The sequence below is a fragment of the Streptomyces sp. NPDC001508 genome, from assembly GCF_040298665.1.
Classification (GTDB): domain Bacteria; phylum Actinomycetota; class Actinomycetes; order Streptomycetales; family Streptomycetaceae; genus Streptomyces.
Map to the genome: position 1 here is coordinate 72,085 of NZ_JBEPAP010000012.1, position 23,399 is coordinate 95,483.

Genomic DNA, 23,399 nt, shown 5'->3' on the forward strand with positions numbered 1-23,399 from the left:
GCACATCCCGATCACCCTCGTGCACCACCGCCGGACGCCGGGAAGCTCCGAGGGCCCGTACCGGCCGCCAGAAGCAGCCGCATACGTGTGCCGGGCAGCTGCCTGGCGCGGGGCAGCGTGTCACATGGGCATCAGCCTGCGATCGTGCTGTCCGGCTCCCTTCGGACTGGCTCGTCACGATGGAGATGCGCCTGCAGCACCAGGGTTACGGCCAGTCGCTGCTCCGGATCCGATAGGTCCACGCTGCTGAGAAGACGCTCGATCCGGCGCATTCGCTGTCGCACGGTATTGGGATGGAGCCGCAGGACCTGCGCGGCACGGTTGTAGTCGCCCCAGTTCATCAGCCAGATCAGCAAGGTAGTAGCCAACGCCTGCCGATCGCGGCCCTTGTCGTCCAGCCTGCTGAGGTCATGGATCAGGTCACAGGGCAGGTTGGCGTGGTTGCGACGGATGACCAACTGAGCCCAGACCTCTTCGTAGCTGACCGCTGGGCGCTCCAGAGCCACGCCGGTGCCCAGCACTTCGAGGGCCTCCCGGTTCCTGGCAGGCAGATCCGCTGCCGAAGAGGTGGGCCGGCTCGCGCCGACCTGCCCGATACGCCCGTTCAAGCTCAAGGAGCGAGCCCAGCTCCAGCTACCCGGCCCGTGACCGTCGGTGAGGATCGCGAACACCAGCCCCTCCAGGTCGGTGAGGATCGGATCGGCCCATGCATGACGTCGGAAGACGGTGCGCCACAGGACGAGATCATTCTGTGCGCTCGTGCCGTTCAAGCGCCCCAGAGCCGCCACCCGGACCTCCGGAGCGGGCAGGACCAGGGGCTCGGTCGAGGAGCTGTTACCGGGTCTGCGGAACGCCTCACGGATCCGGTCCGCCGTATAGCGGCTGGAGAGTTCTTCGTGCGCACGCAGCCGGACGAGCAGCAATCCCAAGGAACGTGCCATGCCCACAAGACGCTTCCGCTTCTGCGGTGTCAGCTCACCGTCGTGGATTGCCCAGATCGAGCCGATGACCTCGGGGCCGACGCGGATGGGGACAACGAGACGGGTCAGGAAGCTGGAATCCTCGATTTCAACCTTGAACGGCTCAAGACTCGTCGCAAGGCGGCGGAAGGTACCCGCTGCGCGCAGTTGTGTCACGACTTTGTCGGGCACCGCGCGCCCCAGGATGCTGTCCATCCGTGCCTGGTCGGCGGTCTCTCCAAAAGCCGAGTAGGCCACTACTTGACTCCGGACATCCTCCACCGTGATCGGGGCGGCGAGCAGTTCAGCGATGTCGTCACTGAGCCGGAAGATCCGTTGGTGTGCGTCGTCGGCATTGTCGAGTGGTGCGTGGACTTGTCGGAGCATGGCATCAGCCATTGAGATGAACTGTACCCAGCTGACATCCTCGACCAACTCACCCAATGCGAGGGGGATATCGGCGGCCCACTTGCGCACTTGTTCATCGACGGGAGCCCGCAGCACAACACCCGCCGCCTGCCGTTCGGCGGCGCTGACGACCACCTCCATCTGGGTCTGTGCCGTGAGGGTCCCGGTGGCGAGAACGAGCGCGCCGTCTACTGTCGCGCCGACCGGGTCGCCGTACACATGAAGCCCCGTCACCTCCACCGGCCGTCCCACAACCAGCGTCGTGGCTACACCCGGGCCAAAGCCCTCGAAGATGCGATGCGCGGTGATCATGCTGCACGAATGTACTCCCAGAACAATCCAGGGACCTGAGAGTGTTGGGATCCAACATTCAATTGTGATGGGGCTCACCCCCACCATGGGGGCCATGTCAAAGGTGATGAGTGACCGCGCCCCCCGGCGTGTGGCCGTCGTCGGCGCGGGCATGGTGGGACTCTGCACGGCTTGGTATCTGCAGGAGTACGGCGTCGAGGTGACGGTCCTCGACCGTGCGCGGGTGGCCTCGGGTTCCAGTTGGGGCAACGCCGGTTGGCTGACACCCAGCATGGCGACCCCGCTGCCCGGGCCTGAAGTGCTCAAGTACGGGCTGCGCGCCGTGCTTGAGCCCTCTTCACCGGTGTACGTGCCGCCCTCGGCGAGTCCGCGTCTTCTCCGTTTCCTCGCCGGTTTCGTCGGCAACAGCACGCAGCGGCGCTGGGATCGGGCGATGGCGGCGCTCGTCCCGCTGAACCGTGCGGCTCTGGAAGCCTTCGCGGAGATGGAAGCCACGGGCCTCAAGGCCACGTCCAGGCCGGCCGAGCCCTTCACCATCGCCTATCGCGGGGAGCGGTCGCGCCAAGCCGTCCTGGAGGAATTCGAGCACATTCAGGCGGCCGGGCAGCCGGTTGACTTCGATCTGCTCGACGCCGACGAAGCGATCGCGGCCGTGCCCGCTCTCTCCAGCAGGATCAGCTGCGCCGTGGCGCTCAAGGGCCAGCGGTTCATCGATCCGGCCGCCTTCGTCAGGGCGCTCGCCGAGGCGGTCGTCTCACGCGGCGGAGTGCTGCGCGAGGGCGCGGAGGTGGCACGGGTCGCCGTAGGCGAGGACGGAGCCCGGGTCGGCGGGGCACGGTATGACGCCGTCACCCTGGCAACGGGCGCCCAGTTGAACACGGCGGTCCGGCCCTTCGGTGTGAGGCGAATCGTCCAGGCCGGCCGCGGATACAGTTTCTCGGTCAAGACCGAGAAACTCCCCGATGGCCCGGTCTACTTTCCGGCCGAGCGGCTCGCCTGCACACCTCTCGGGGACCGACTCCGAGTTGCCGGGATGATGGAGTTCCGACCGGCCGAAGCGCCCCTGGACCCGCGGCGCATCGCCGCCATGACCACGGCCATCAAGCAGCTTCTCGACGGGCTTCACCTCGACGACCGCAGCGATGAGTGGGTGGGTTCCCGGCCCTGCACCACGGACGGTCTCCCGCTCATCGGGCGGACCCGCCACCCGCGCGTATTCGTGGCGGGAGGCCACGGCATGTGGGGTATCACCCTCGGCCCCGTCACAGGAAAGCTCCTGGCACAGCAGATCGTCTCTGGTCGAACACCCAGCGAACTGCGTGCCGTCGACCCCCTCCGGTGACAGAACTCACCACGATCAAAATCACCGGAGCCACCGAACCCAACCCTCAGGAAGGTTCCACCCGAGCACCGTCACCCGCGCCATCCGGGGACTTCGGTGCCGTCAACACCCAGGCCCGACAAGGAGTGAGAACACATGACTGACGCCCAGCACTGGAGCCGGAGAGGCTTGCTGCTGTCTGCCGCCGCTACCGGTGTGACCGCTGCGGTCTCCGGTACCGCACAGGCCAGTTCAGGCAGCACCGCGGCGGCGAAGCTCGACATCGTCCTGATCGGAGGGACCGTCATCGACGGCACAGGCCGAGCCCGCTATATCGCGGACGTCGGCATCAAGGACGGCACGATCGCAAGAATCGGTGACCTCTCCCACGCCTCGGCCTCGGTGAAGATCGACGCCTCTGGGCTCGTCGTCGCTCCCGGCTTCATCGACCTGCACACCCACCCGACCCCGAGTGACCTGCCGGTCGCCGAGGGCGCCCTACGCCAGGGTGTGACCACCGCGCTCCTCAACCCCGACGGGTTCGAGGAGTTTCCGATCTCTGAACTGTCATCGGTGGAAGATGCCGGTCTCGGCCACAACGTGGGGGCCTATGTCGCCTTCGACGCGGCGTGGAGAGGCGTCGTCGGGGAGAAGGACCGGCGCGCCACTCAGGACGAGATCGCGGCCATGAAGGGGTTCGTGGCGTCCGGCCTGCGCGATGGTGCCTGGGGTGTCGCCCTCGGCCTCGACTACATGCCGCAGCACAACTCCGACACCGACGAGGTCATCAAGATCCTCAGCGCGGCACGCCACTGGCGGACCAACACACCCAGTCACATCCGCAACGAGGACAAGGACGTCGTCGATGCGGTCGCCGAACACCTGAGGATCGGTGAGAGGGCCGGCTTGGTGCCGATCATCACCCACCACAAGATCATGCATGTCTGCTGGGGGCAGTCCCGCAAGACCCTCGCGCTGCTTGACCAGGCCAACGCGCGTGGCACCTATGCGGCCATGGACCAGTACCCCTACCCGGCCGCGATGACGGACCTGACCTGGATCGTCCCGCGGACGGTGCTCGACGGCGGTCGTGACGCCTACCTGGAGCGCTTCGCCGACCCCGAACTGCGACCACTCATTGCGCAGCAGATCGAGCAGCTCCTGCTCATCAAGGTCGGTGAGGCCAAGAACGTCAGCCTGGTCGACGAGCAGCGCACGCTGGCCGACGTCGCCGCTGAGATGGGTGTCAGCCCCGGCGAGGCAACCATGCGGATCATCGAGAAGGAGAAGGACTGGACGAGTACGATCTACACGTTCGGTGATGAGGCGGACATCGAGCGCATCATGCGGCACCCCCTGGTCGCGGTCGCCTCCGACGGCGGAACCACGACGGATGCCACGACCCACCCACGCCACTACGGCACCAACCCGCGAGTCCTGGGCCGTTACGTCCGCGAGCGCGGTGTCATCGACCTGGAGACGGCTGTCCGGAAGATGACCGGACTGCCCGCCACCCTCATAGGCATGGTCGACCGCGGGTACATCGCCGAAGGCATGGCGGCGGATCTCACCGTGTTCGACCCGGACACCATCATCGACCGCGCGACCTTCGATGAGCCGAAGCAGTACGCGCAAGGCGTCGAGCACGTGATCATCAACGGGATACTGGCGTTGACCCACGGCAGGCTGACCGACGCACGGGCCGGCAAGGCCCTTCGGCGCGAGGGGAACATGATCAGCCGACGTGAAACCGGCTCCGACAGGGTCCGGGCGTCGGCGAACGGCCGACTGGTTCCCCTGCCGCAGACCTCCGGTTGGCGGCACGCCCAGATCAGTTTCCATGCGCGGGGACACGACGGCGACACCACCGGTCATCTCGTGCTCAACTCACCCGACCACCACCTCACCTTCGCCAGCACCCGGCTGGGCAGGCTCCAGGTGGCTGACGGCTGGGCGAGCGTCACCGGCCGCGGCCGGATCGCCGGTCAGGACGAGGAACGCTCCTTCGTCGTCATCGTCGACGACAAGGACCCCTTCGAGGACGGCAAGACCGTGGTCACCGTCAAGATCGCAGGTGGCTACGCGCTCAAGGGCACACTCTGACCGACCGGCACCCCGAGACGAGGAACCACGAACTCCCACCGGCCGTCCCGTTGCTGACCAGCTGATCGGCAACGATCCGAACGACGACACAGCCACAGGGTGTGTGAGGGGCCATGCCGGTCCCGTCCGCGGCATCGACGGGACCGGCGCCCCTGATCATCGACTGGTGAGCCTGTGGCCGGGCGGCGCGCAGCTGCCCCGCCAGCACACATGCGTCAGGCCGCGCGGCCTCGCCCACGTCCCGCTGGCCCATCCCGTCCTACACGAATGTCTACGGACATATCACGAAAGAGCCGGAGCTTGTCCATGAAGAGTGTGAACACGGTGTCAACTGCACGAGGAAAGGCGCGAGCATGAGCACACCGAAGGTCCCGGAGAAGGCAGCCGCCGACCCCTCCGCAGAGGGCTACGAGCGCGGACTCGGCAGCCGCCAGGTGCAGATGATCGCCATCGGCGGCGCGATCGGCGTCGGGCTCTTCCTGGGAGCCGGCAAGAACATCGAGAAGGCGGGCACCAGCCTCGTCCTGATGTACGCGCTCGCGGGCGTGGTCGTCTTCTTCATCATGCGGGCGCTCGGTGAGCTGCTCCTGTACCGACCGGTCTCGGGTTCCTTCGCGGAGTACGCCCGCGAGTTCCTCGGCCCGTTCTTCGGCTATGTGACCGGCTGGACGTACTGGCTGATGTGGGCCGTCACCGGCATGACCGAGCTGACCGCCGCGGCGATTTATATCAACTACTGGTTCCCCGACATCCCGCAGTGGGGCAGTGCTCTCGCCTTCCTCGTGCTGCTCTTCGGCGTCAACCTGATCTCCGTGAAGATCTTCGGTGAGCTGGAGTTCTGGTTCTCGATGGTCAAGGTGACGGCCATCATCGGCATGATCGTCATCGGCGTCGGCGTGCTGACCCTGGGCTTCTCGCAGGCCGGCGACACCGCGTCCGTCTCCAACCTCTGGTCGCACGACGGCATCTTCCCGAACGGTATCGGCTCCAGCCTGATGACGCTGCAGGGCGTCATGTTCGCCTACCTCGCGGTCGAGCTGGTCGGCGTCACGGCAGGTGAGTCGGAGGACCCGGAGAAGACCCTCCCCAAGGCCATCAACACCCTGCCCTGGCGCATCATCGTCTTCTACGTCGGCTCGCTGATCGTGATCCTCTCGGTCGTGAAGTGGACCGAGTTCAGCGACGGCGTCAGCCCGTTCGTGGCGGCCTTCGGTAAGATCGGCATCCCGCTGGCGGCCGGCATCGTGAACTTCGTGGTGCTGACCGCGGCCCTGTCCTCCTGCAACTCGGGCATGTACTCCACCGGGCGCATGCTGCGCGACCTGGCCGCCAACTCCGAGGCGCCGAAGGTCTTCGGCAAGCTCAACCCGCGCAAGGTTCCGGCGGCGGGCATCACCGTGTCGGTGATCGTGATGTCGATCGGCGTGGTGCTGAACTACCTGGTCCCGGAGAAGGCGTTCGGATACGTCATGTCGGTAGCGACCGCGGCGGCGATCTGGACATGGTCGATGATCCTCATCAGCCACATCCGCTACCGCGCCAAGGTCGTCAAGGGCGAACTCCCGGCGTCGCCCTTCCCAGCCCCGGGCGGCACGGTGTGCAGCTGGATCGCGCTCGCCTTCCTCGCCTTCGTCACGGTGCTCACGGCAGGGGACCCCGACGGCCGGGTCTCGCTGTACGTCGGCGTCGGCTGGGCCGTGCTGCTGACGATCGGCTGGTTCACCGGCAAGCGCGGCAGCCTGACCGCCAAACCCGAGCCGGAGTACGCGGGCACGACTACGCGCTAGTGTGCTGCGCCGGAAAGCGCGGGCTTGGGTCCGTAGCCTGTCTTCATGTCTCGGGGTCCTCGTGCCAGCGACGTTGTGCTGTCCGATGAGGAACCGGGTTGCTGCGCCGGGCGGGCGGGGCGGTGGCGCCCCGTCTCGCCGGGCGGGCGGGGATCGTCCTGGCGTGCGCGGGCGGGAAGCCGACCGCACATGTGGCGACGGAGTTCAAGGCACCAGCGGACACGGTGAGGACGCGGCGCTCGCGGTGTGCCGCCCAGCGGATGGCCGGGCCTATGGACGAGCCGCGGTCGGGTCGGCGCAGGCCGGAGCTGGTGCTCAGTGATGACGGGCGGACTCAGCTGACGCGTGGGGCGCGGCGCGCGAAGCCCGCGCAGTTCCTGGCTCTGCGAGCGAAGGCGGTGCTGCGGTGCGCCACCAGCAGGTGGCGGCCGAGGTCGACGGGGAAACGCTCCGAGAGGTCCTGCACGCTGCAGACCGTGGCGCCGTCGGCTGTTGGTCCAGATCGGTGAGCTGGGTGACCTCGCCGGACTCCAGGTCGATTTCCTGCGGCAGACGGCTGACGCCAACCGCAAGAACGCCCACGCCCACACCGTCCTCGGCGCCGAGGCGGCCGTCCTCGAGCGCTACGTCCCGCCCGTCGCGAGCGAGGTCCGCGCCTGGGTGGACGTGCTGCGCAGCCAGGGGCGCCGGGAGGGCGAGTTCCGCAGCTGGGACGGCATCCGCCGCTACCTCGCCTACGTCCAGCCGGTACTCACCCCATGGACGGCAACCGGGGTGGCCACGCTGCGAGAGACCACTCAGCAGCAGGTCGAGGACGCCGCGAACGGCCTGTCCGGCCACGCACGTCGGCAGCTCGCCATCACCCTGCGCAGCCTGTTCCGCTCCCTGAAACGGCAACGAGTCGTCTTCCGCGATCCCGCCCGAGACTTGCCGTCGCCCTGAAGGGGGTTGCACAGTCCGTGTCCGGCGACCTGCCGGCCAGGCTGCTGGACCACGCCGTCACTCCGCTCGGGCGCCTGACCGTCGCCCTGGCTGCCGTGCACGCGGTCTCCGGCCACGACATCCGCACGATCCGGACAGCCGATGTGGACCTCGCCCGCGGCACGGTCGAATTCCGACGCAGCCTGCCGCGTCACACCCTCTGCCTTGAGCAGTTCACGCACCGGCTGGCCGCCGAGTGGCTGTCCTACCGCCACCGGCGCCGGCCGGCTTCAACGAACCCGCATCTGCTGGTCAGCCAGATGACCGCGCTCGACCCCGACCATCCAGCCGTCCGTATCGGCACGCTCCGAGGGGCGCTGCCCAGGTAGCCCGGCCGACCCAGCTGAAGGCCGGGTTCATCGTGAGGCACCCCGTGGTGCGTCAGCCGGCGTCGTCGCCTGCCGGCGTGGACCCCACGAGCGTGAGCAGCGCGTCGAGGTCCGTCAACTGCTGTGGTGTCAGCGAGCCGAAACGCTGACGAAGCACACGAGTTCCTGCTTCTTCTGCGGGCGCCAGGGCCGTACGGCCCGCAGGTGTCAGCTCGACAGTCTTGCGGCGGCGGTCCTCGGGGTGGCCGGTCCGGCTGACCAGACCGAGCCGCTCCAGACCCTCCACGATCTGGGTGACGGAGCGCGGAGCCTGTCCGAGGGCCGTGGCAAGCTCGGCCTGGTGCAGCGCGCCACGGCCGGCCAGCACCTGGAGGACCTTGGTGCGGGACAGAGACAGTCCCGCGGTCGCCGTCATGTGCTGGTCGACCTGCTCACGCAGGGCGTAGGCGAGGTGGAGGAAGGACAGTCCCACCTGCTCCGGCGTGCTCGCTGTGGCTGTTGCTCCGCGCTGCTCCATGGTTCGGGTATCCTCCCACAAACGCAATCATGAGGTACCTCACGAAATGAGTTCCGACATGGACCGTCCCGCTGCCCTGATCACCGGAGCCACCTCCGGACTGGGCCGCATCGCAGCGCTCCAGCTGGCCCGGCAGGGCTACCGCATCGGCACCGTGGCCCGCGACCACAGCAAGGCGAAAGCCCTCGTCGACGAGCTCCGTGCGGTGACCGACCAGCCCGTCGACGTCTTCCATGCCGACCTCGGCCTCATCTCCGACGCGCGCCGGGCGGGCAAGGAGATCGCCGCGTACTACCCGCGCCTGGACGTCCTGGTGAACAACGCCGGCCTGCACGCCTTCACGCAGCGGATCACCGCCGAAGGGTTCGCGGAGATGACAGCGGTGAACTACCTGGGCCCGTTCGTGCTCACCGAGGCACTGACGAGCACGCTCGGCGCCGCGGCGCCGGCCCGGGTCGTCAACGTCGCCTCCGAGGCCTCCCGGCAGGCGAAGACCATCGCGCCGGCCGCAGACCTTCGCCGTACCGATGCCTACACCCGCCGCGAGTCGATGCCCCTGTACGGACGCACCAAGCTCATGACGATCATGTGGACGCAGGAGCTCGCCCGGCGCCTGGACCCGGGCAAGGTCACGGTGAACTGCTGCGATCCCGGTTTCAACGCCACCGGTCTGGGCCGGGACCTGCCCGGCTCCGCCGTCCTGCAACGCGTACTGAACACCCTGAAGATCGGTGACCCCCGCAAGGGCGCCGGCATCATCGTGCGGCTCGCCACCGACCCGGCGCTCGCCCGCACCAGCGGCGCCTACCTCTCCGTGCGTGACGCCCGCCCACTGCAGTGCCCCGAACCCGGCCGTTCCCCGCTCGTGCAGAAGGAACTGTGGGAGGAGACCGTGGCGCTCCTCGCCGCCCACGCGGCCGACTGAGTCCTTGAGCCATCCGTCGAAGGGCGGACGGTGACCGGTACCGGGGCACCGCCCCGCGCGGGGTTTCGTCCTCGCGTAGCTCATTCCGGCCCGCGCCCGGCTCCTAGGTTTGTCCGCGGTGCCTGTCAGGCCTATCGCTTACGCCCTTTTCTTCTTCCTGTGGGAGTGGCTTTCGTGGCCACCTGTCTCTACCGGCTCGGCCGGTTCGCCTTCCGGCAACGCCGGCTGATGCTCCTGGCCTGGGTCGCGGTGCTCGTCGCCGCGGGCATCGGCGTCAGCAGTGTTCGTCGCAGGCGCACAGCATCACGACGCACCGGACTACGACACAACGCAGCGGTGCGCCGGCTTCCACCGCCCCGACCCCTCCTGTCTCCCGGCAATCGGGCGGCACCTCAACGAACTGCGTGCCGACCGCGAAACAGCGCAGGCCACGGACGCCGTCGAGTACGAGCATCTTCGCCGCAACGGTCCTCTCCCAGGCATGGCCTCGGACCGATGATCACGCCCGCACACCGGGCCCGGGGTGAGCTGCCGTTTCTACTGCGTCGGGCGATACGCCCTGACCACAGGGCCCACCACGGCACCAGCTGCCCCGGCCATGTGTGTCCCCGAAGCGGCCCGGCGTCCGCGCCGGGCCGACGGTGGCCTTTCCATGTGTCGTCGGGCGGTGCGCGTGCACCGTTCAGTTCATGGGCTGAGCAGGAGTTGCACGAGAAGCGACACGTCGAGGCAGATCACCGCTGTTGTCGCTGCGGCCATGGTGATCGCCAGTGGACGGGTGTTCACGGCTGTGCCCATGAGGTGTGGGGAGGACGTGGCGGCGACCAGGGGGACAAGAACGAGGGGGAGTCCGACAGCCGCGTAGGGGGGTGGCGCCGCCGCAGGTCGCGCGGTGATTACGCACCTCCCGGAAGTCCGCGTACACCTAGTCCGCGTACACCTGGCATGCCCGCCGGCGCCAGCGGTGTGCAGGCGCTGCGGTCCAAGGGAGCGCCGGAGCGGCGGTCGCGGATGACGCCCGGGCGGGGGGAGGCGGCCTGGCCGGTCGGCGAGCCGGACAAGGGGCCGGCCGCGCACCGCTGGGTGGAGTATCAACGCTGGACCCTGGCCCGGGTGGCCACGGTGATCGCGCGACGCTTCCACGTCCGCTTCAGTCCGGCGCAGACCTGGCGCGGCCTGCACCAGATGAGGTTCGCGGTGCAGGTGCCCCTGCGCCGGGCCGCCGAGCGGGACGAGGATGCGGTGGCCGCGCGGATCAGGAGACCTGGCCCCGCGTGGAAAGACGGTGAGGGACCAGGACGCGTGGCTGTGCTTCGCGGATGAGTCGGGCCAGGTGCTCCGGCCGCCGAAAGCATGGCCTGGCCCTGAGGTTCACGGGTAAGATCCGCCAGGCTCAACCGGACAGCAAACAACGGGGGTATACCGTGAGTTCTCACGGAGGAAATGGCTACGGACGTCCGCAGTTCGGCCCGCCCGGGCAACCACCAGGACCCGGATCGCCGGGCCCCTACCCCCCTCCGTTCGTTCCGCCGCCGGGCGGCCCGTATCCGCCGCAGCCGCCACCGGCGGGCTGGGGCCCCCAGCCGCCGCACCCGCACGGCTGGATGCCGCCGCCCGGCATGCCGCCCGCCCCGGAACCGACGCGCCGCTCGCAGATCCTGCGCTGTGTCCGCAATCCGCTGTACGCCGCCCAACGGGTGTTCCGTCCCTCGCGCCCGGACCGTGTCGAAGACGCCACCGTCGGCCGGCTGCAGCTGTGGCGGACCGTGCTGGGCGTCGCTGCCTGGGTCTGGCTCACCGTCACCTACGGCCTGATCAGCGACACCGGGGACGTCGAGGCCGCGCTCTCGAACCGGTTCGACCAGAGCTGGATCAACGTCCTGGTGCTCATCGGCACCTTCCCCGTGGTGGTCGGTGTGTTCGTGGCCGCCGCCCAAGGCCCGGTGCGGCGCCTGTATGTGCGCCGCGCCCTGCGTTCCCTGGCCTCGATCATCGCCCTGGTGGCCGCCATGGCCACCTTTCCGCTGGCCATGGCACCAGACCCGGTCACCAAGGGATTCAGGGACGTCATCGGTGTGCCCGGCAAAATCGTCCTCGCGCTGATGTGCCTGTGGTCGCTCGGGTTCGCCCTCTACGGCATCGGTCTGGCGCTCGTCCATGTCCTGCGCACTGCCGACATCCACGAACTGGTACCGCCCATCCTCGCCCTCGTCCTGTCCTGGGAGCTGGCACTGCTCGATGTGATCACCGGCGCCTACGCCGACGTCCCGCTGTTCGCCAGAGGGGTCTTCATGATGGGCGCCCCTGTCACCGTGACCGCCCTGTCCTTCTGGGAGATGCACCGGCTACGCCACCGCCACGGCCTGAGCCTGCGTCAGGCGCTACGTCCCTGACGATCACTGTCGCGGCCCTGGCCGGCTGCGTGAATGGCGTGGCCCGGGGATTGCGGGCCGGTCTCGCCGGTGGCACAGAAGGCGGCCTCGCGCTCGGGTCGTTGGCCCTGCTGATCACCGCGGTCTGGGGAGCCGGCCCTGCGCTTCCCAGCGTAGGAGTCCGCTGGTCGAGTCGGGCTCTGTTGTTCACAATCCCGCTCGGCATGATGTTCATGTCGGTCTGTGGACCGAGCACGGGGCCTGGCTCTGGGGCCGCGATGGGCTCCTCCACCGTGCTGGTTAAGTCGAACCGGACTCCTGACCGGAAGGAACTCTTCCCCTGGGGCGCGCCGCTTTCCGCAGGCCACCCGCTGCGCGCTCGCTTCCCCGCCCGCTATCCGGACCCTGCATGCCCCATGCGCTGGTTCCGGGTATCGGGAAGGGGCTGTCCGAATTCCACACCCGTATGAGGGAGTTTCAGGTCCAGGTCGTCGGAGTCCATGCCGAAGCTCTGAACGTCCACTCGGGCCACTTCGAAGAGATGCTCCAGGATGGACCGGTGAACCGCTCCGGGTCTGATGGAGGCTCGATTCCCTGAGAGGATCGAGTCATGGCACGTCCGTCCCGCCACCCTCCCGAGCTTCGTGAGCGTGCGGTGCGCATGCTCGCGGAGATCCGCAGCAACTACCCCACGGAGCGGGCAGCGATGAAGGCGGTCGCCGCGAAGCGAGATCCTCTGCCCAGACCGACTACGGCTTCCTGGGCCAGTGGATCAACCCGCGCACCGGTCGGCGGCACCGGGTCTGGGCATTCGTGATGGTGCTGCCCTGCTCGCGGCACATGTTCGTGCATCCGGTGCTGCATCTGGACCAGCACGCATGGACGGAAGCACACGTCGCAGCCTTCCGCACTTCGGCGGCGTCCCGCGCCGGCTCGTGCCGGACAACCTCAAGACCGGGGTCGCCAAGCCCGACCTCTACATCGAGCACATGCAGACCGGCCTTCGGATAGGTGCGGAGCGCCGGGTACCGGTACCCGGCTGATCTGGTCAGATTCCGCAGCGCGCTCGAACGTGTTGGTCTCGCTCAGTCCGGCTGAGTAACCCCTGCTCCCGGGCCAGTGCCCGCCACCTGCTCGGGGCTGAGGAGCCACGCCAGTTGTTCGGCCGGCAACAGGCCTCTGTCCAGGACGAGTTCGGCCACTCCCCGGCCACTGGCGAGGGCCTCCTTGGCAATCGCGGTCGCGGCTGTGTACCCAATGTGCGGGTTCAGGGCGGTGACCAGGCCGATGGAGTTCTCCACAGTCCGGCGCAGCACCTCGGTGTTGGCGGTGATGCCGGCAACGCAGCGTTCCGCGAGGGTCACACAGGCGTTGCGCAGGTGTGTGATGTTGTCCGAGAGGGAGCGCAGGATGACCGGCTCGAAGGCGTTGAGCTGGAGCTGTCCGGCCTCGGCCGCCATGGTGATGGCGACGTCGTTGCCGATCACCTCGAAGGCGACTTGGTTGACGACCTCGGGGATCACCGGGTTGACCTTGCCGGGCATGATCGAGGAACCAGCCTGCACGGGGGGCAGGTTGATCTCACCGAGCCCCGCGCGCGGCCCTGAGGACAGCAGCCGCAGGTCGTTGCAGCTCTTCGAGAGCTTCACCGCGATGCGCTTGAGCACGCCGGACATCTGTACGAAGGCGCCGCAGTCCTGGGTGGCCTCGACCAGGTTGGCCGCGGTGACCAGTGGCAGCCCGGTGATCTCGGCGAGATGGCGGCGGGCCGACTCGGCGTATCCCGCAGGGGCGTTGAGGCCGGTGCCGATGGCCGTGGCACCCAGGTTGATCTCGTGGATCAGCTCGACGGCTTCGGCGAGCCGGGCCCGGTCCTCGTCGAGCATGACGGCGTACGCCGAGAATTCCTGCTCGAGCGTCATAGGCACCGCGTCCTGCAACTGAGTACGTCCCATCTTGAGCACGCCACGGAACTCGAAGGCCTTGCGAGCGAACGCGTCCTGGAGCACGGCCATCGCCTTGAGCAGCCCGCGCACCGCGAAAACCGTCGCCACCTTCACGGCGGTCGGATAGACGTCGTTGGTCGACTGACCGAGGTTGACGTCCTCGTTGGGGTGCAGGTACTGGTACTCGCCCTTGTCGTGGCCGAGGAGCTCCAACGCCCCGTTTACCACGACCTCATTGGCGTTCATGTTGGTTGAGGTGCCGGCGCCGCCTTGGAGGACGTCGACGACGAACTGGTCGTGCAACGCACCGCCGCGAATCTCACGGCAAGCGGTGACGATCGCTGCAGCCTTCCTCGGCTCCAACAGACCCAGCTCCTCGTTGGCGAGGGCGGCAGCCTCCTTGACGGTAGCGAGGGCGTCGATCAGATGCGGGTAGGCGGAGATAGGCGTACCGGTGATGGCGAAGTTCTCGATGGCACGCAGGGTGTGAACACCCCAGTACGCATCGGCGGGCACATCCCGGTCCCCGAGCAGATCATGTTCGCTGCGGCGGAGTCTGTCGCTCATGTGAGTGCAGGTCTTCCTTCAGCTGGACGGAGAATTGAGTGAATCGGCCGTCGTGGCCGCAAGGAGGTTTCGGGGTACGGGCCGCGCGGCACCGCGGCCGCGAGTGGACCAACGGCGGCTCCCGGCCGCTGCCCGTTGGGCTCGAGCGGTCCGGTGATCGTGGCTTCGGGAACGTGGATGAACATGCTCATACGACAGTGCCTCCTCGGCGTTGGTGCCGCCTGTTGGCGACAGGTGATTGTCGGTCAGCCGGCCATCGGACGCGGGCGCTCACCGTGGGCAGGTGGCTACCACTGCTGACGGCCTGTCTGCGCGGTCGCCGTACCACCCAACGCGGGGTCAGAGCACTATGCCTGCCAGTCCAGCTGTGTTGGATAAGCAGCCGACGCCTCTTACGGAGCCTGGCAGCCGGATCATTTCGGCCAGCTCACGCTGATGCCGGGCAGCCCGTCCCACAATGTGCACTGATGTTCAGCGACATAGGCGGCATCGTCGATCACCATGCTCTGGGCGGTCTGCAGCAGAAGTCGATGACCTGAAGTGGCGGTGTACGGCGGCCAGTTCATCTGGCGTGGAACGTTCGGCTGCCCTTTCTTCACGAAGGCGCCCCAATATCGCACAACCTTGCGGGACAGGCTCCAGTCCGCAGGGTCAAAACGTGATGCGACCGCTACACCGTCAGTTGTGAAGCTGGGCCAGAGGTAGGCCAAGTCGGAGAGGTGCGCGGCTCCATTGGCGAAACCGGGAACGTAAACCGGACCAGGGCTGACCGCGTCAGGAGACCATTCATACGCGTACGTTCGAGTGTGACGCGAGAAATCCTTGGTGAGGCGTCGGTTATCGCAGCCGCTGAAACCGCTCCCGTTATACCATTCGCCAGGGTCGGCAAAGCCGCCTGAGTAGGCATCGGAGTCAGTGAAAATCGCCTCAACCAGATAGGCGGCCGTGAACTGATCGGCGCTTGCCGGCCAGGGATAATGGGCCGACACCGCCGGGCCGTTACTGCCGAAGGCTGTGCGAACCCAGTTCTCGTACCGCTGTCGGGTCCAACCGATGAGCCCGGACGGTCTGCTGCGGAACTCGTCATGTGTGGTGCCGATTACCACCGGCACACGCGCGAAGTTGCCTTCGTGGATGGCTTGACGGAGATCTTCCGGGAGTGTGGGTGTGCCGCTCACGAGATGCGCTGTGAACCCCGACGAGCTGCTCGCCTCAACGAGTCGCGCCGCGGGGAGGCCTCGCAGGCAGGTGACCATGGTCGCCGGGTTCGTGCAGCCGGCCTTCACAGCGAAGGCCCTGCCGGTGGTTTCGGCCTGGGCCTGGGTGCGGGAAGAACAGCCACCGCTTTGGATCATTGCTTGAGAAAACAACCCGTGTGAGTGGGGGGCCACCAGGTGACCGCATGCGGACCAGCCACCCGCGGAGTTCCCGCCGATGGTGACCTGCGCCGGGTCACCACCGAAGGCCGCGATGTTGCTCTGCACCCAGCGCAGCGCCGCTTGCTGATCCTGGAAACCGTAATTTCCTGACTCGCCCTGCTGGGCTGTCAGCCCGGGCAGGCCCAGGAAACCGAACACACCGAGCCGATAGTTGATCGTCACCCCGATCGTGTTATTGGCGCGGACGATCGTGTCCATGTTGTAGTTGCTTGCCGCGTCACGGACGAAGCCACCCTGATGGATGTACACATGGACTGGCAAACGCTGCGCCGGCCTGGTGCCGGCCGGGCGTTGCACGTTCACGAACAGACAATCCTCGGTATCGGACTTCGGACCGGTCGGGTTCGCCTGCTGGGGGCACCTGCTGCCGTATTGATCCGCTTCGCGGACACCGCTCCAGGCATGAGCCGGCTGCGGAGGCTTGAACCTCAAGTCGCCGACAGGCGGAGCCGCGAAGGGAATACCCAAGAAGTCGTCCACGCCCTCCCTTGTGACGCCTCGTACCGCACCCTGGTCGGTCTGCACCAGCAGAGCGGCTGGCGCGGACGCCCCCGCAGCCGAAGCTACGCCGACTCCCGTCATCACCAGGGTCATCACCGTCGCACCGATGAAGTGCGAAAATCGTCTACGCATCATTCCCACGGATTCCTAACACGGGCCGTTCGGCGAGGTCGCACTGCCTCGCCCTGTGTGTCTGCGACTGTCCTTGATGGTGAATAGGCGGCCGGATGCACATGCGCGTCGAAAGCTTCTGCTGTCAGTGACTGTTGGATTGCATGGACAATTCCGGAATCCTGACCGTCGGCATGGTCGTATCCTGACAGCGTTGGTCGATGGAGCTGGAGGACGACACAGTCACCCGGGCAGGATCGTGGCGAGGTCGCTGATCTGGTCGAGGTACAGGATGCCGTCGATCAGCTTGGTGGTCGCTGCACGGCCCCAAGTGGGTTCGAGGAGGGCGATGCATTTGGCCATCAGGTCGTCGTCGGTGAACGGGTCCGTAGGACTGCCCCAGACGGGATCGCTCACCGCTGTCTCGACGCTCTCGCCCGTTCGGAGACGGCACACGATGCGCGACGGCATGTGTCCCGAGTGGAAGGACTCGTCCATTATTTCGTTGTGATGGACCGCGATGCGGCCGGCGACATCGTGGATGGCCGGATCGGTGAGGTCTGCTTCGACAAGTCCCCGTGCCGGCGATCGTCCGGCAAGCTCGAGGGCCAGGAGGTAGGGCAGGCTGAACTGGGCGTCGACGATGTCCTTGGGGGCGGCGTTCGTGAAGTTCGCCGCCAGCTCCTGGAAGGTGTGGACTTCGACACGTTCGATGTCCGCGAGCGCGGGCAGGTTGCCGTCGTACCGCAGCTGCCTTACACAATCGAGGGCGGAGTGGGTCCAGCGGCACGACGCATAGGGTTTGACCTGGGTCGACCGGAGGCGGAATTCGTTGCCCAGGCCGGCGGTCAGCAGCTCGACGTCGCACCGGTCCGAACCGGCCATCACCCAGAAACCGCGTTCGCCGTCCAGCACCGTCCGACTGCTGCGGACCCCCTCCTGAGCGAGGAGCGTTCCCAGCACTCCTCCCATGGCGGCCCATCCATAGTTGTTCTTCATCCACGAAAGGGGCCGGTCCTCCGGCTCGAGGCCTTCCTTCCGGATGCTCGGCACAGGGGCATTGAAGGCGGCCGCGCCGAGGGCATGGCGGGTGGTCTCGGTGTCCAGCCGGAGCAGGTTGGCAGTCGCCGACGCCGAACCCAGGGTCTGCCAGGGGGCGAAGCCCCAGACCTGGCCGCGTCGTTCCGGACTCGGGAGGGCCGCTTCGGCCACCCGGATCGGCACCTCGTATCCGACCGCCACCGCGGCGAGGACGTCGCGTCCGTGGGCCGACAGCTTCTCCGCTACGGCCAGCGCTGGTGCGATGGCCGTAGCCCCAGGGTGAAGGAACGTCTTGTAGGTGTCGTCGAAGTCGAGAGCGTTCGCGCAGGCCGCGTTCACGTAGGTGGCCGTCAGCAGGGAAGCCCGTTCGCCCGATCCGAGGACGCGAGCCACCCGCTCGGAGCCGAGATCGCTGATGAGGCCCTGCTGGATCCGGGAGGCTGCCGTGTGGAGCCCGCCCACGGCATTGGCGACGCCGTCCAGGACGAGCCGTTTCAGGTGCTCGACCGTGCCGGTGTCGAGGTCCTCGAACCGCGCCCCGGAGACGAACCGGGCAATCTCACCTGTGACGTCCGTCGACCTGCCACGGCTCACCGAACCTCGCTGGCTGGCGTGTCCGGGGGACTCAGCCGGCACAGATTCGATCCGCTGCTTCCTGTGGATGCCCTCGGTGTTCATGACAGCTATTCCTTCTTCGTGGGACGGGGGGCCGCTAGGGGACTGAGACCGGCATGGGCTCTGTCTCCAGCAGCGCGCGCAGAGGTAGTGGCAGCCGGTTCAGTTCCCATGGCGGGGGAGAGGAGGAGGCGACCTGCGCGAACGGTCTGACGCTGAGGCTGGAGACCCACGGCGCCGGCCGGGCCGAACCGGTGAGACGTCACGCGGGTGGCTATGCGCTGGTGGAGGCGGCCTCTCGCTCCGCTCCGCTGAGGTCCAGTGTGATCGGGCGGCCCGTCGCCTTGCGTACCAGGACCACTGCCAGGCCGATCGCCAGCCAGATCAGTCCGCCGATCTTCGCGTGCATGTCCATGTTGGCGACCACGTATCCGATGACCGCGAAGCCGATCACGGGGACGGCCAGGTGGATTCCGAAGGTGCGCTGGCGTCGCTTGATCAGGTAGTAGGACACGACGGAGACGTGCAGCAGCAGGAAGGCGAGCAGCGCGCCGAAGTTGACCAGGGTGGACAGGAGTTCCAGCTGGCCGACAAATCCGAGGCCGAGGGCGAGGCTGACGCCGGCCACCAGCAGGATCGCCCGATCCGGCACCTGAGTACGTGCGTTGACGTGGCTGAGGAACCGCGGCAGGTTGCCGTCCCGGGCCATCGAGTACAGCAGACGCGAGGTGGCGTTCTGCGCGACCAGGCTGCAGGCAAGCCCGACGCCCAGCGCCTTCGCGACGGCGGTGACGATCTCCAGCCAGTGCCCGGCGGCGGCCCCGGCAACGTGGTAGAAGGCCTGGTTCTCTGCGCTCCCCTCCGCGAGCGGGTGGAATCCGGGGAGGAGCAGCGAGGCCAGGTATGTCTGCACGATGAACAGGACGGACACCAGTATCAGACAGAGCATCGTGGCCCGGCCGACCATTCGCCTGCCGCCTTCCACTTCCTCGGCCTGGGTGGAGATCCCGTCGAAGCCGAGGAAGGACAGCACCGCTACAGAGACCGCGCCGAAGATCAGGCCAGGGGTGAATTCGGCACGGTTGAAGAAGGGCAGGACTGTCCACTCCGCGCCGTTCACTCCCTGGCTGATGGCGACAATCGCGAAGCCCACGAAGGTCGCCAGGACGATGAGCTCGCCGATCAGAAACGCGATGTTGTCGCGCTTGGTGACTCGTACCCCCAGCAGATTCGCCGCGAGGTGCTGCCCGCGGTTGCCGCCGCGCTCAAGCCGGGCGGGCGCCTGGTGTTCGCGACCCTCGCCCACTACCTGAACGGGGCGCCCGCCCGGCCCGATGCCGTGGCCGCCGACATCCCGGCAAAGACGCCGGACGGCGAAGCGACGAGGATGCGCCGTTGGGTTCTCCAGAAGCATGTGTGGGTCGAGCTGCTCGACGAGGCCGGATTCACCGAAATCACTGTGGACGTGCTGCCTGCCGCCACCGGCGGGCCGCGCACCGCCGACACACTGCTGGTGGGCGCGTACCACCCGTCCAGAGCAGGGCCCCGCTCCGCCCAGGGACCTGGAGCTGAACGAGAAGAACGGCTAATGCTTCCAGCAGCGGACTGAGGCGGTCGTCGCAGCCCAGGGCGCGTTCTCGACGCCTGCCGGAAGGACCTGTCGTACGCCACGAAGCGGTGGCAGCTGCAGCGCCGACCATCATCGAGACCGGCACCGACTCCTATCGGCTCGCCAGCACCCGGCCAAGGCAGAACAGGCTGCCACGACCTGAGCAGTCGGGGACCGGCGGGGTCGTCGGCGCTCCGCTGCCAGTCCCCGGATCGGTTCATCCGGCCATGCCGTGGGGAACGGCCAAGTGTTCCCGGGCGAACAGTCGAGTCAGAGTCGGCGGATCGTCCTTGGAGCAGGCATCGGCGACCTCGTCGATGAGCTGGTCGTAGTCGGGACCCGTCTTGCCCTGATAGGCATCGGTCATGCGGCCCCATTCGTCCCAGTTCAGCATTTCCTGCTTGCAGAGCGCCGCGAGGTCGCGGACGGCGTTGCCGCTGATCTCGGCCGGTCCCCAGGCGAAATCGACACCGGCCACCCCGAACTTCTGGCCGTCGGCCAAACCTTGGCGGTACTGAACCCACGCCTCGCCGCCGGTCAGGAACTCGCCCACAGCGAGATCCTCGGGATGTTCGACATAGGTCCTGCTGAGGTGTTCGGTGTCGACGCGCACCCAGCGCCGCTGATCGGCGTTCCAGTACTCGGTGATCCAGTGGTCGACGCCGCAGCCTTCCAGGAAGTAGGTCCCGAAGCCGCACCGGGCCCGAGCGGGGATGCTCCGCGCTCGCAGGAACGCACAGGCGATGGTGGCGAAGTGCCGGCAGGTGCCGATCACCCGAGTCTCGGGGGTGCGAGCCTCGTGCAGCGGGGACGGATCGAGGGCGATCAGAGCGGCTATCAGCTCGCTGACCGGCCGGATGTTCTTCTCCGCGAGCCGTACCTCAGGAATCCCTGACGCGATGGCGTCCGCGGGCTGAATGACCAGGCCCTGCGCGGCGGCACAGATGCCCACGGGGTCATCCGGCAGGCTCTCGATGAGCTGGAGCTGCGTCGCGTGCAGGCTCGTGAAGGGGCCGGGCTGGGAGTAGTCGAGCACGTCATCTGCCATAACCGGGCATGGTATGGGGCGGGTTGAACATCCGGCCCGGTGCGGTCCAGCCGATCCACGGTGCTGCCGGAACTCGCCGCCAGACGTTGCTGCTTCTCACCCACACCAGTACGGGCCCGAGCCGAAGAGCCCACCAGGCCGGCTGATGTCTGCCGCTACGCACTCGACGGCCCGCCGCCCTCCGGGGACGCTGTTGGCGAATTGCCGGGCTCGTGCGTGACGTCGGTCTCCAAGACCTGGTTGTGGTCTTGGAGACCGACGTTTGCGTTCGGGGTGGGGTCCGAGTGTCGATGAAGCCGCTGATGCCAGGAGAAGTTCCCGCGGAAACGGTGCGGGTAGCGCGGGCGGCGTTCCCGAAAGGCAGTCTGGCGATCACGGTTCGCGACGAGCTGGGCGTCTTGTTCACGGACGAGCAGTTTGCGGGCCTGTTCCCCGCGCGGGGCAAACGTGCCTGGTCCCCGGGCAAGCCGGCTCTGGCGTTGGTGTTGCAGTTCGTGGAGAACCTCACCGATTGGCAGGCCGCCGAGGCGGTGCGGACCCGTATCGACTGGAAGTTAGTGGGCGTTTAATGTTGATTCACGCCGACCGTTTCAACATGCTTTGTCGCATTCGTCGCCAAACTGTGCGGCCTGAAATGCCTGGAAGCTCCGCACCGGCGGGAATCTTCTACCCCATCGCTAAACCAGACGGAATCCAGCGCCTACAAGTAGTCAAACGGACACGCGCATCGGTGCCCGGAAGGCCGTGAAGGCGCATGTAAGGTAAAAATCAATCCGAAGGTTGTTAGCCGCGAGGGCGACTTAACGCCAGAATCCATCCCTAAACGCCCACTCAGGATGCGTATCGCTCACGTCTGAAGTCGCTCACCCGCTTCGCGAGATGGTCGAGTTCGTGCGCGGCATGGTGTCCGGGGTCCCAGGCGGCGTGCACCGTCACTGTCAAGCGACCGCGAGGCGCGCGGACGTTGACAGGGACGAGCCCGAAGAGCGGGTCGTCCGTGGCCACGGCGATGCCACGGCCGGCGGCGGCCAGCGCCTGGACCACCTGGGGCGTGCTGCACTCGATAAGGTCAGGATTGGGTAGCCCTGCCTCGGCGAATGCCTGATCAACGATGCGCCGGGGTTGGGTGCTCAGGTCGAGCATGATCAACCGATGTAGCGCTAGTTCCTCCAGCGACACCTCATCGGCGCGGGCGAACGGATGAGACGAGTCGACATAGGCTCGGATGGACACGACGGCGATCTCCCGTGTAGCCAGATCCCGCGGAGGCGGGGCAGAGACCAACGCAAGATCGTATCCGGACCTGAGGCGCTCGATGGCCTCGGCGTACTGAGCCTCTTCGACTGTGATCAACGGGTCGGCCGAACCGAGCGTCGCGAGAAATGGAGCGACTAGATCGACCGCAGATGTCGGCGATGCCACCATCCTCACGCGCGCCAACCGGCCCTCAGCGAGTGACTCGGCGAGTGAACGAGCAGCTTCAGCACTCCTCAGCACGGCGGTCGCAGCTTCGACGAATTGCTGACCTGCCGCCGTCAGAGTGAGTCGACGGTGCCTCCGGTCGAAGAGTGCGATACCCAGCTGATGCTCGAGCTGCTGAAGCTGCCTGGACAAAGCGGGTTGAGCGATGAGCAGCTCCCGAGCTGCAGCCGTCACCGAGCCAGCCTCGTTAACCGCGACCAGAGCGGTCAGCAGACGTAGGTCCATGGGACAAGTATGCCGAACCCGCATGAAAACTATAAGTGAGATGAGGCGATGGCATTTCTCGAAGAACTGTAGCCGCAGTATCCGGGCCTGAGAACAGCCGAGTCAGCGTGAGTCCGTCCCGCAGACCCTGTCGACGATGTGTGCGTGCGACACCCTGCGGGTGGGATCAGAGGATCTACGGAGACAAGATCGACACGGGCCGAGGCGGCCGGCGTAGTGGCGCAACCATGCCGAACCAGCATGGAAGTCGTGCCCAATCAGCATTGGACAGCATGTCCAAGGCGGGCCCACGATACCGATCACGGTTATTCGGCCCGTTCCGGCTGAAGGTTGGAATGCACCCGCTTGCTATCGCGGGCTGGCTCTGCGCCGTGCGAGGTCTGATTTAGGGAGCTTGTGATGACGATGGCAGCGGGCCGAAAACGGCCGAGCAGCAGAACTCTCCGACGGTAGGTAAAGCCAGGATCGACGGCTCCTTCCGCTGACCGCCCGACGAGGCCTGAACAGGCTCACCCGGCCCGCTCTCGGCAAGGCCCCTTACGGGGGCGGTGGAGTCAAGGATCCCCAGACTCGCGAGCTGGCACATGCCCCCGGTCGAGCCCCAGACCGGCACACGGTGGACCCCGTGAGTTCGCCACAAGGGGGCCCCTTACGCCCATGCCGCCAGCCGGCGGGGACGCGGGCGACCAGAAAACAGGAGAGATCGATGCAGGAACTGCAGACAGCGAGTGGCGCTGCGAGGGCGAAGCCCCTCGCATTTCCGTTCGGGGAGTACAAGGGGTGCATCGCCGACACCCAGGC

The 23,399-nt window shown here is 67.2% G+C and carries 17 protein-coding genes and 3 pseudogenes; 11 read left to right on the plus strand and 9 right to left on the minus strand.

Annotated elements, in window-relative coordinates; genetic code table 11:
* Positions 1-131: 131 nt before the first annotated feature.
* Positions 132-1,679, minus strand: coding sequence for a PucR family transcriptional regulator (locus ABT245_RS14270; RefSeq protein ID WP_351733109.1), 1,548 nt, complete (start codon positions 1,677-1,679; stop codon positions 132-134).
* On the opposite strand from ABT245_RS14270, the gene ABT245_RS14275 reads away from it, so the two are divergent.
* From ABT245_RS14275 to ABT245_RS14285, 3 genes are all read left to right on the plus strand, one after another.
* Positions 1,678-3,021, plus strand: coding sequence for an FAD-dependent oxidoreductase (locus ABT245_RS14275; protein WP_351733282.1), 1,344 nt, complete (start codon positions 1,678-1,680; stop codon positions 3,019-3,021). The genes ABT245_RS14270 and ABT245_RS14275 overlap by 2 nt on opposite strands.
* 135 nt (positions 3,022-3,156) lie before the next feature.
* Positions 3,157-5,103, plus strand: coding sequence for an N-acyl-D-amino-acid deacylase family protein (locus ABT245_RS14280; RefSeq protein WP_351733111.1), 1,947 nt, complete (start codon positions 3,157-3,159; stop codon positions 5,101-5,103).
* A gap of 353 nt (positions 5,104-5,456) precedes the next feature.
* A complete protein-coding gene (locus tag ABT245_RS14285) occupies positions 5,457-6,890 on the plus strand; it encodes an amino acid permease (protein WP_351733113.1) in 1,434 nt (477 codons plus the stop codon).
* Positions 6,891-7,224: 334 nt separating this feature from the next.
* Here ABT245_RS14285 and ABT245_RS14290 read toward each other — a convergent pair whose 3' ends face one another.
* Complete coding sequence (locus ABT245_RS14290; protein ID WP_351733116.1) at positions 7,225-7,356, minus strand: hypothetical protein; 132 nt, start codon at positions 7,354-7,356, stop codon at positions 7,225-7,227.
* A 26-nt stretch (positions 7,357-7,382) separates the two neighbouring features.
* Between ABT245_RS14290 and ABT245_RS14295 the strand changes: the two genes are divergently transcribed.
* Both ABT245_RS14295 and ABT245_RS14300 read left to right on the plus strand, forming a co-directional pair.
* Entirely contained in the window at positions 7,383-7,832 is a 450-nt protein-coding gene (locus ABT245_RS14295; protein ID WP_351733118.1) for a hypothetical protein, read from the plus strand.
* Between the two features lie 17 nt (positions 7,833-7,849).
* Positions 7,850-8,200, plus strand: a complete 351-nt coding sequence (locus ABT245_RS14300; RefSeq protein WP_351733120.1) for a hypothetical protein — start codon at positions 7,850-7,852, stop codon at positions 8,198-8,200.
* 52 nt (positions 8,201-8,252) lie between these two features.
* Here ABT245_RS14300 and ABT245_RS14305 read toward each other — a convergent pair whose 3' ends face one another.
* Complete coding sequence (locus ABT245_RS14305) at positions 8,253-8,717, minus strand: MarR family winged helix-turn-helix transcriptional regulator (RefSeq protein ID WP_351733123.1); 465 nt, start codon at positions 8,715-8,717, stop codon at positions 8,253-8,255.
* Between the two features lie 58 nt (positions 8,718-8,775).
* On the opposite strand from ABT245_RS14305, the gene ABT245_RS14310 reads away from it, so the two are divergent.
* The 4 genes and pseudogenes from ABT245_RS14310 to ABT245_RS46060 form a co-directional block, all read left to right on the plus strand.
* Complete coding sequence (locus tag ABT245_RS14310; RefSeq protein ID WP_351733126.1) at positions 8,776-9,642, plus strand: SDR family NAD(P)-dependent oxidoreductase; 867 nt, start codon at positions 8,776-8,778, stop codon at positions 9,640-9,642.
* Between the two features lie 863 nt (positions 9,643-10,505).
* Positions 10,506-10,996 (plus strand): annotated as a pseudogene (locus ABT245_RS14315) (winged helix-turn-helix domain-containing protein); the annotation flags it as partial.
* Between the two features lie 265 nt (positions 10,997-11,261).
* Positions 11,262-12,035 (plus strand): hypothetical protein, encoded by a 774-nt coding sequence (locus ABT245_RS14320; RefSeq protein WP_351733131.1) that lies wholly within the window; start codon positions 11,262-11,264, stop codon positions 12,033-12,035.
* 693 nt (positions 12,036-12,728) lie between these two features.
* Positions 12,729-12,994: pseudogene (locus ABT245_RS46060) on the plus strand (IS21 family transposase); the annotation flags it as partial.
* A gap of 105 nt (positions 12,995-13,099) precedes the next feature.
* On the opposite strand, the gene aspA reads toward ABT245_RS46060, so the two are convergent.
* The 4 genes from aspA to ABT245_RS14345 all read right to left on the minus strand — a co-directional run bounded on the left by aspA (position 13,100) and on the right by ABT245_RS14345 (position 19,540).
* Positions 13,100-14,527, minus strand: a complete 1,428-nt coding sequence (gene aspA, locus ABT245_RS14330; RefSeq protein ID WP_351733134.1) for an aspartate ammonia-lyase — start codon at positions 14,525-14,527, stop codon at positions 13,100-13,102.
* A gap of 413 nt (positions 14,528-14,940) precedes the next feature.
* On the minus strand, positions 14,941-16,602 hold the full coding sequence (locus ABT245_RS14335) for a carboxylesterase/lipase family protein (RefSeq protein WP_351733136.1): 1,662 nt from the start codon (positions 16,600-16,602) through the stop codon (positions 14,941-14,943).
* Positions 16,603-16,821: 219 nt separating this feature from the next.
* Positions 16,822-18,297 (minus strand): MmgE/PrpD family protein, encoded by a 1,476-nt coding sequence (locus tag ABT245_RS14340; RefSeq protein WP_351733139.1) that lies wholly within the window; start codon positions 18,295-18,297, stop codon positions 16,822-16,824.
* 211 nt (positions 18,298-18,508) lie between these two features.
* A complete protein-coding gene (locus tag ABT245_RS14345; protein ID WP_351733142.1) occupies positions 18,509-19,540 on the minus strand; it encodes an APC family permease in 1,032 nt (343 codons plus the stop codon).
* On the opposite strand from ABT245_RS14345, the gene ABT245_RS14350 reads away from it, so the two are divergent.
* A complete protein-coding gene (locus ABT245_RS14350; RefSeq protein ID WP_351733144.1) occupies positions 19,520-19,843 on the plus strand; it encodes a hypothetical protein in 324 nt (107 codons plus the stop codon). The genes ABT245_RS14345 and ABT245_RS14350 overlap by 21 nt on opposite strands.
* Positions 19,844-20,060: 217 nt before the next feature.
* Here the strand turns inward: ABT245_RS14350 and ABT245_RS14355 are convergent, their stop codons facing one another.
* Positions 20,061-20,891, minus strand: coding sequence for a transglutaminase domain-containing protein (locus tag ABT245_RS14355; protein ID WP_351733146.1), 831 nt, complete (start codon positions 20,889-20,891; stop codon positions 20,061-20,063).
* Between the two features lie 284 nt (positions 20,892-21,175).
* On the opposite strand from ABT245_RS14355, the pseudogene ABT245_RS14360 reads away from it, so the two are divergent.
* Positions 21,176-21,445, plus strand: a pseudogene (locus ABT245_RS14360) (transposase); the annotation flags it as partial.
* 277 nt (positions 21,446-21,722) lie between these two features.
* Here the strand turns inward: ABT245_RS14360 and ABT245_RS14365 are convergent.
* On the minus strand, positions 21,723-22,598 hold the full coding sequence (locus ABT245_RS14365) for a LysR family transcriptional regulator (RefSeq protein WP_351733148.1): 876 nt from the start codon (positions 22,596-22,598) through the stop codon (positions 21,723-21,725).
* Positions 22,599-23,399: the final 801 nt, after the last annotated feature.

Coding starts and splice junctions, on each gene's coding strand:
- ABT245_RS14275 (WP_351733282.1), top strand. CDS start 1,678: ATGCTGCACGAATGTACTCCCAGAACAATCCAGGGACCTGAGAGTGTT.
- ABT245_RS14270 (WP_351733109.1), bottom strand. CDS start 1,679: ATGATCACCGCGCATCGCATCTTCGAGGGCTTTGGCCCGGGTGTAGCC.
- ABT245_RS14280 (WP_351733111.1), top strand. CDS start 3,157: ATGACTGACGCCCAGCACTGGAGCCGGAGAGGCTTGCTGCTGTCTGCC.
- ABT245_RS14285 (WP_351733113.1), top strand. CDS start 5,457: ATGAGCACACCGAAGGTCCCGGAGAAGGCAGCCGCCGACCCCTCCGCA.
- ABT245_RS14305 (WP_351733123.1), bottom strand. CDS start 8,717: ATGGAGCAGCGCGGAGCAACAGCCACAGCGAGCACGCCGGAGCAGGTG.
- ABT245_RS14310 (WP_351733126.1), top strand. CDS start 8,776: ATGGACCGTCCCGCTGCCCTGATCACCGGAGCCACCTCCGGACTGGGC.
- ABT245_RS14320 (WP_351733131.1), top strand. CDS start 11,262: ATGCCGCCCGCCCCGGAACCGACGCGCCGCTCGCAGATCCTGCGCTGT.
- aspA (WP_351733134.1), bottom strand. CDS start 14,527: ATGAGCGACAGACTCCGCCGCAGCGAACATGATCTGCTCGGGGACCGG.
- ABT245_RS14335 (WP_351733136.1), bottom strand. CDS start 16,602: ATGATGCGTAGACGATTTTCGCACTTCATCGGTGCGACGGTGATGACC.
- ABT245_RS14340 (WP_351733139.1), bottom strand. CDS start 18,297: ATGAACACCGAGGGCATCCACAGGAAGCAGCGGATCGAATCTGTGCCG.
- ABT245_RS14355 (WP_351733146.1), bottom strand. CDS start 20,891: ATGGCAGATGACGTGCTCGACTACTCCCAGCCCGGCCCCTTCACGAGC.
- ABT245_RS14365 (WP_351733148.1), bottom strand. CDS start 22,598: ATGGACCTACGTCTGCTGACCGCTCTGGTCGCGGTTAACGAGGCTGGC.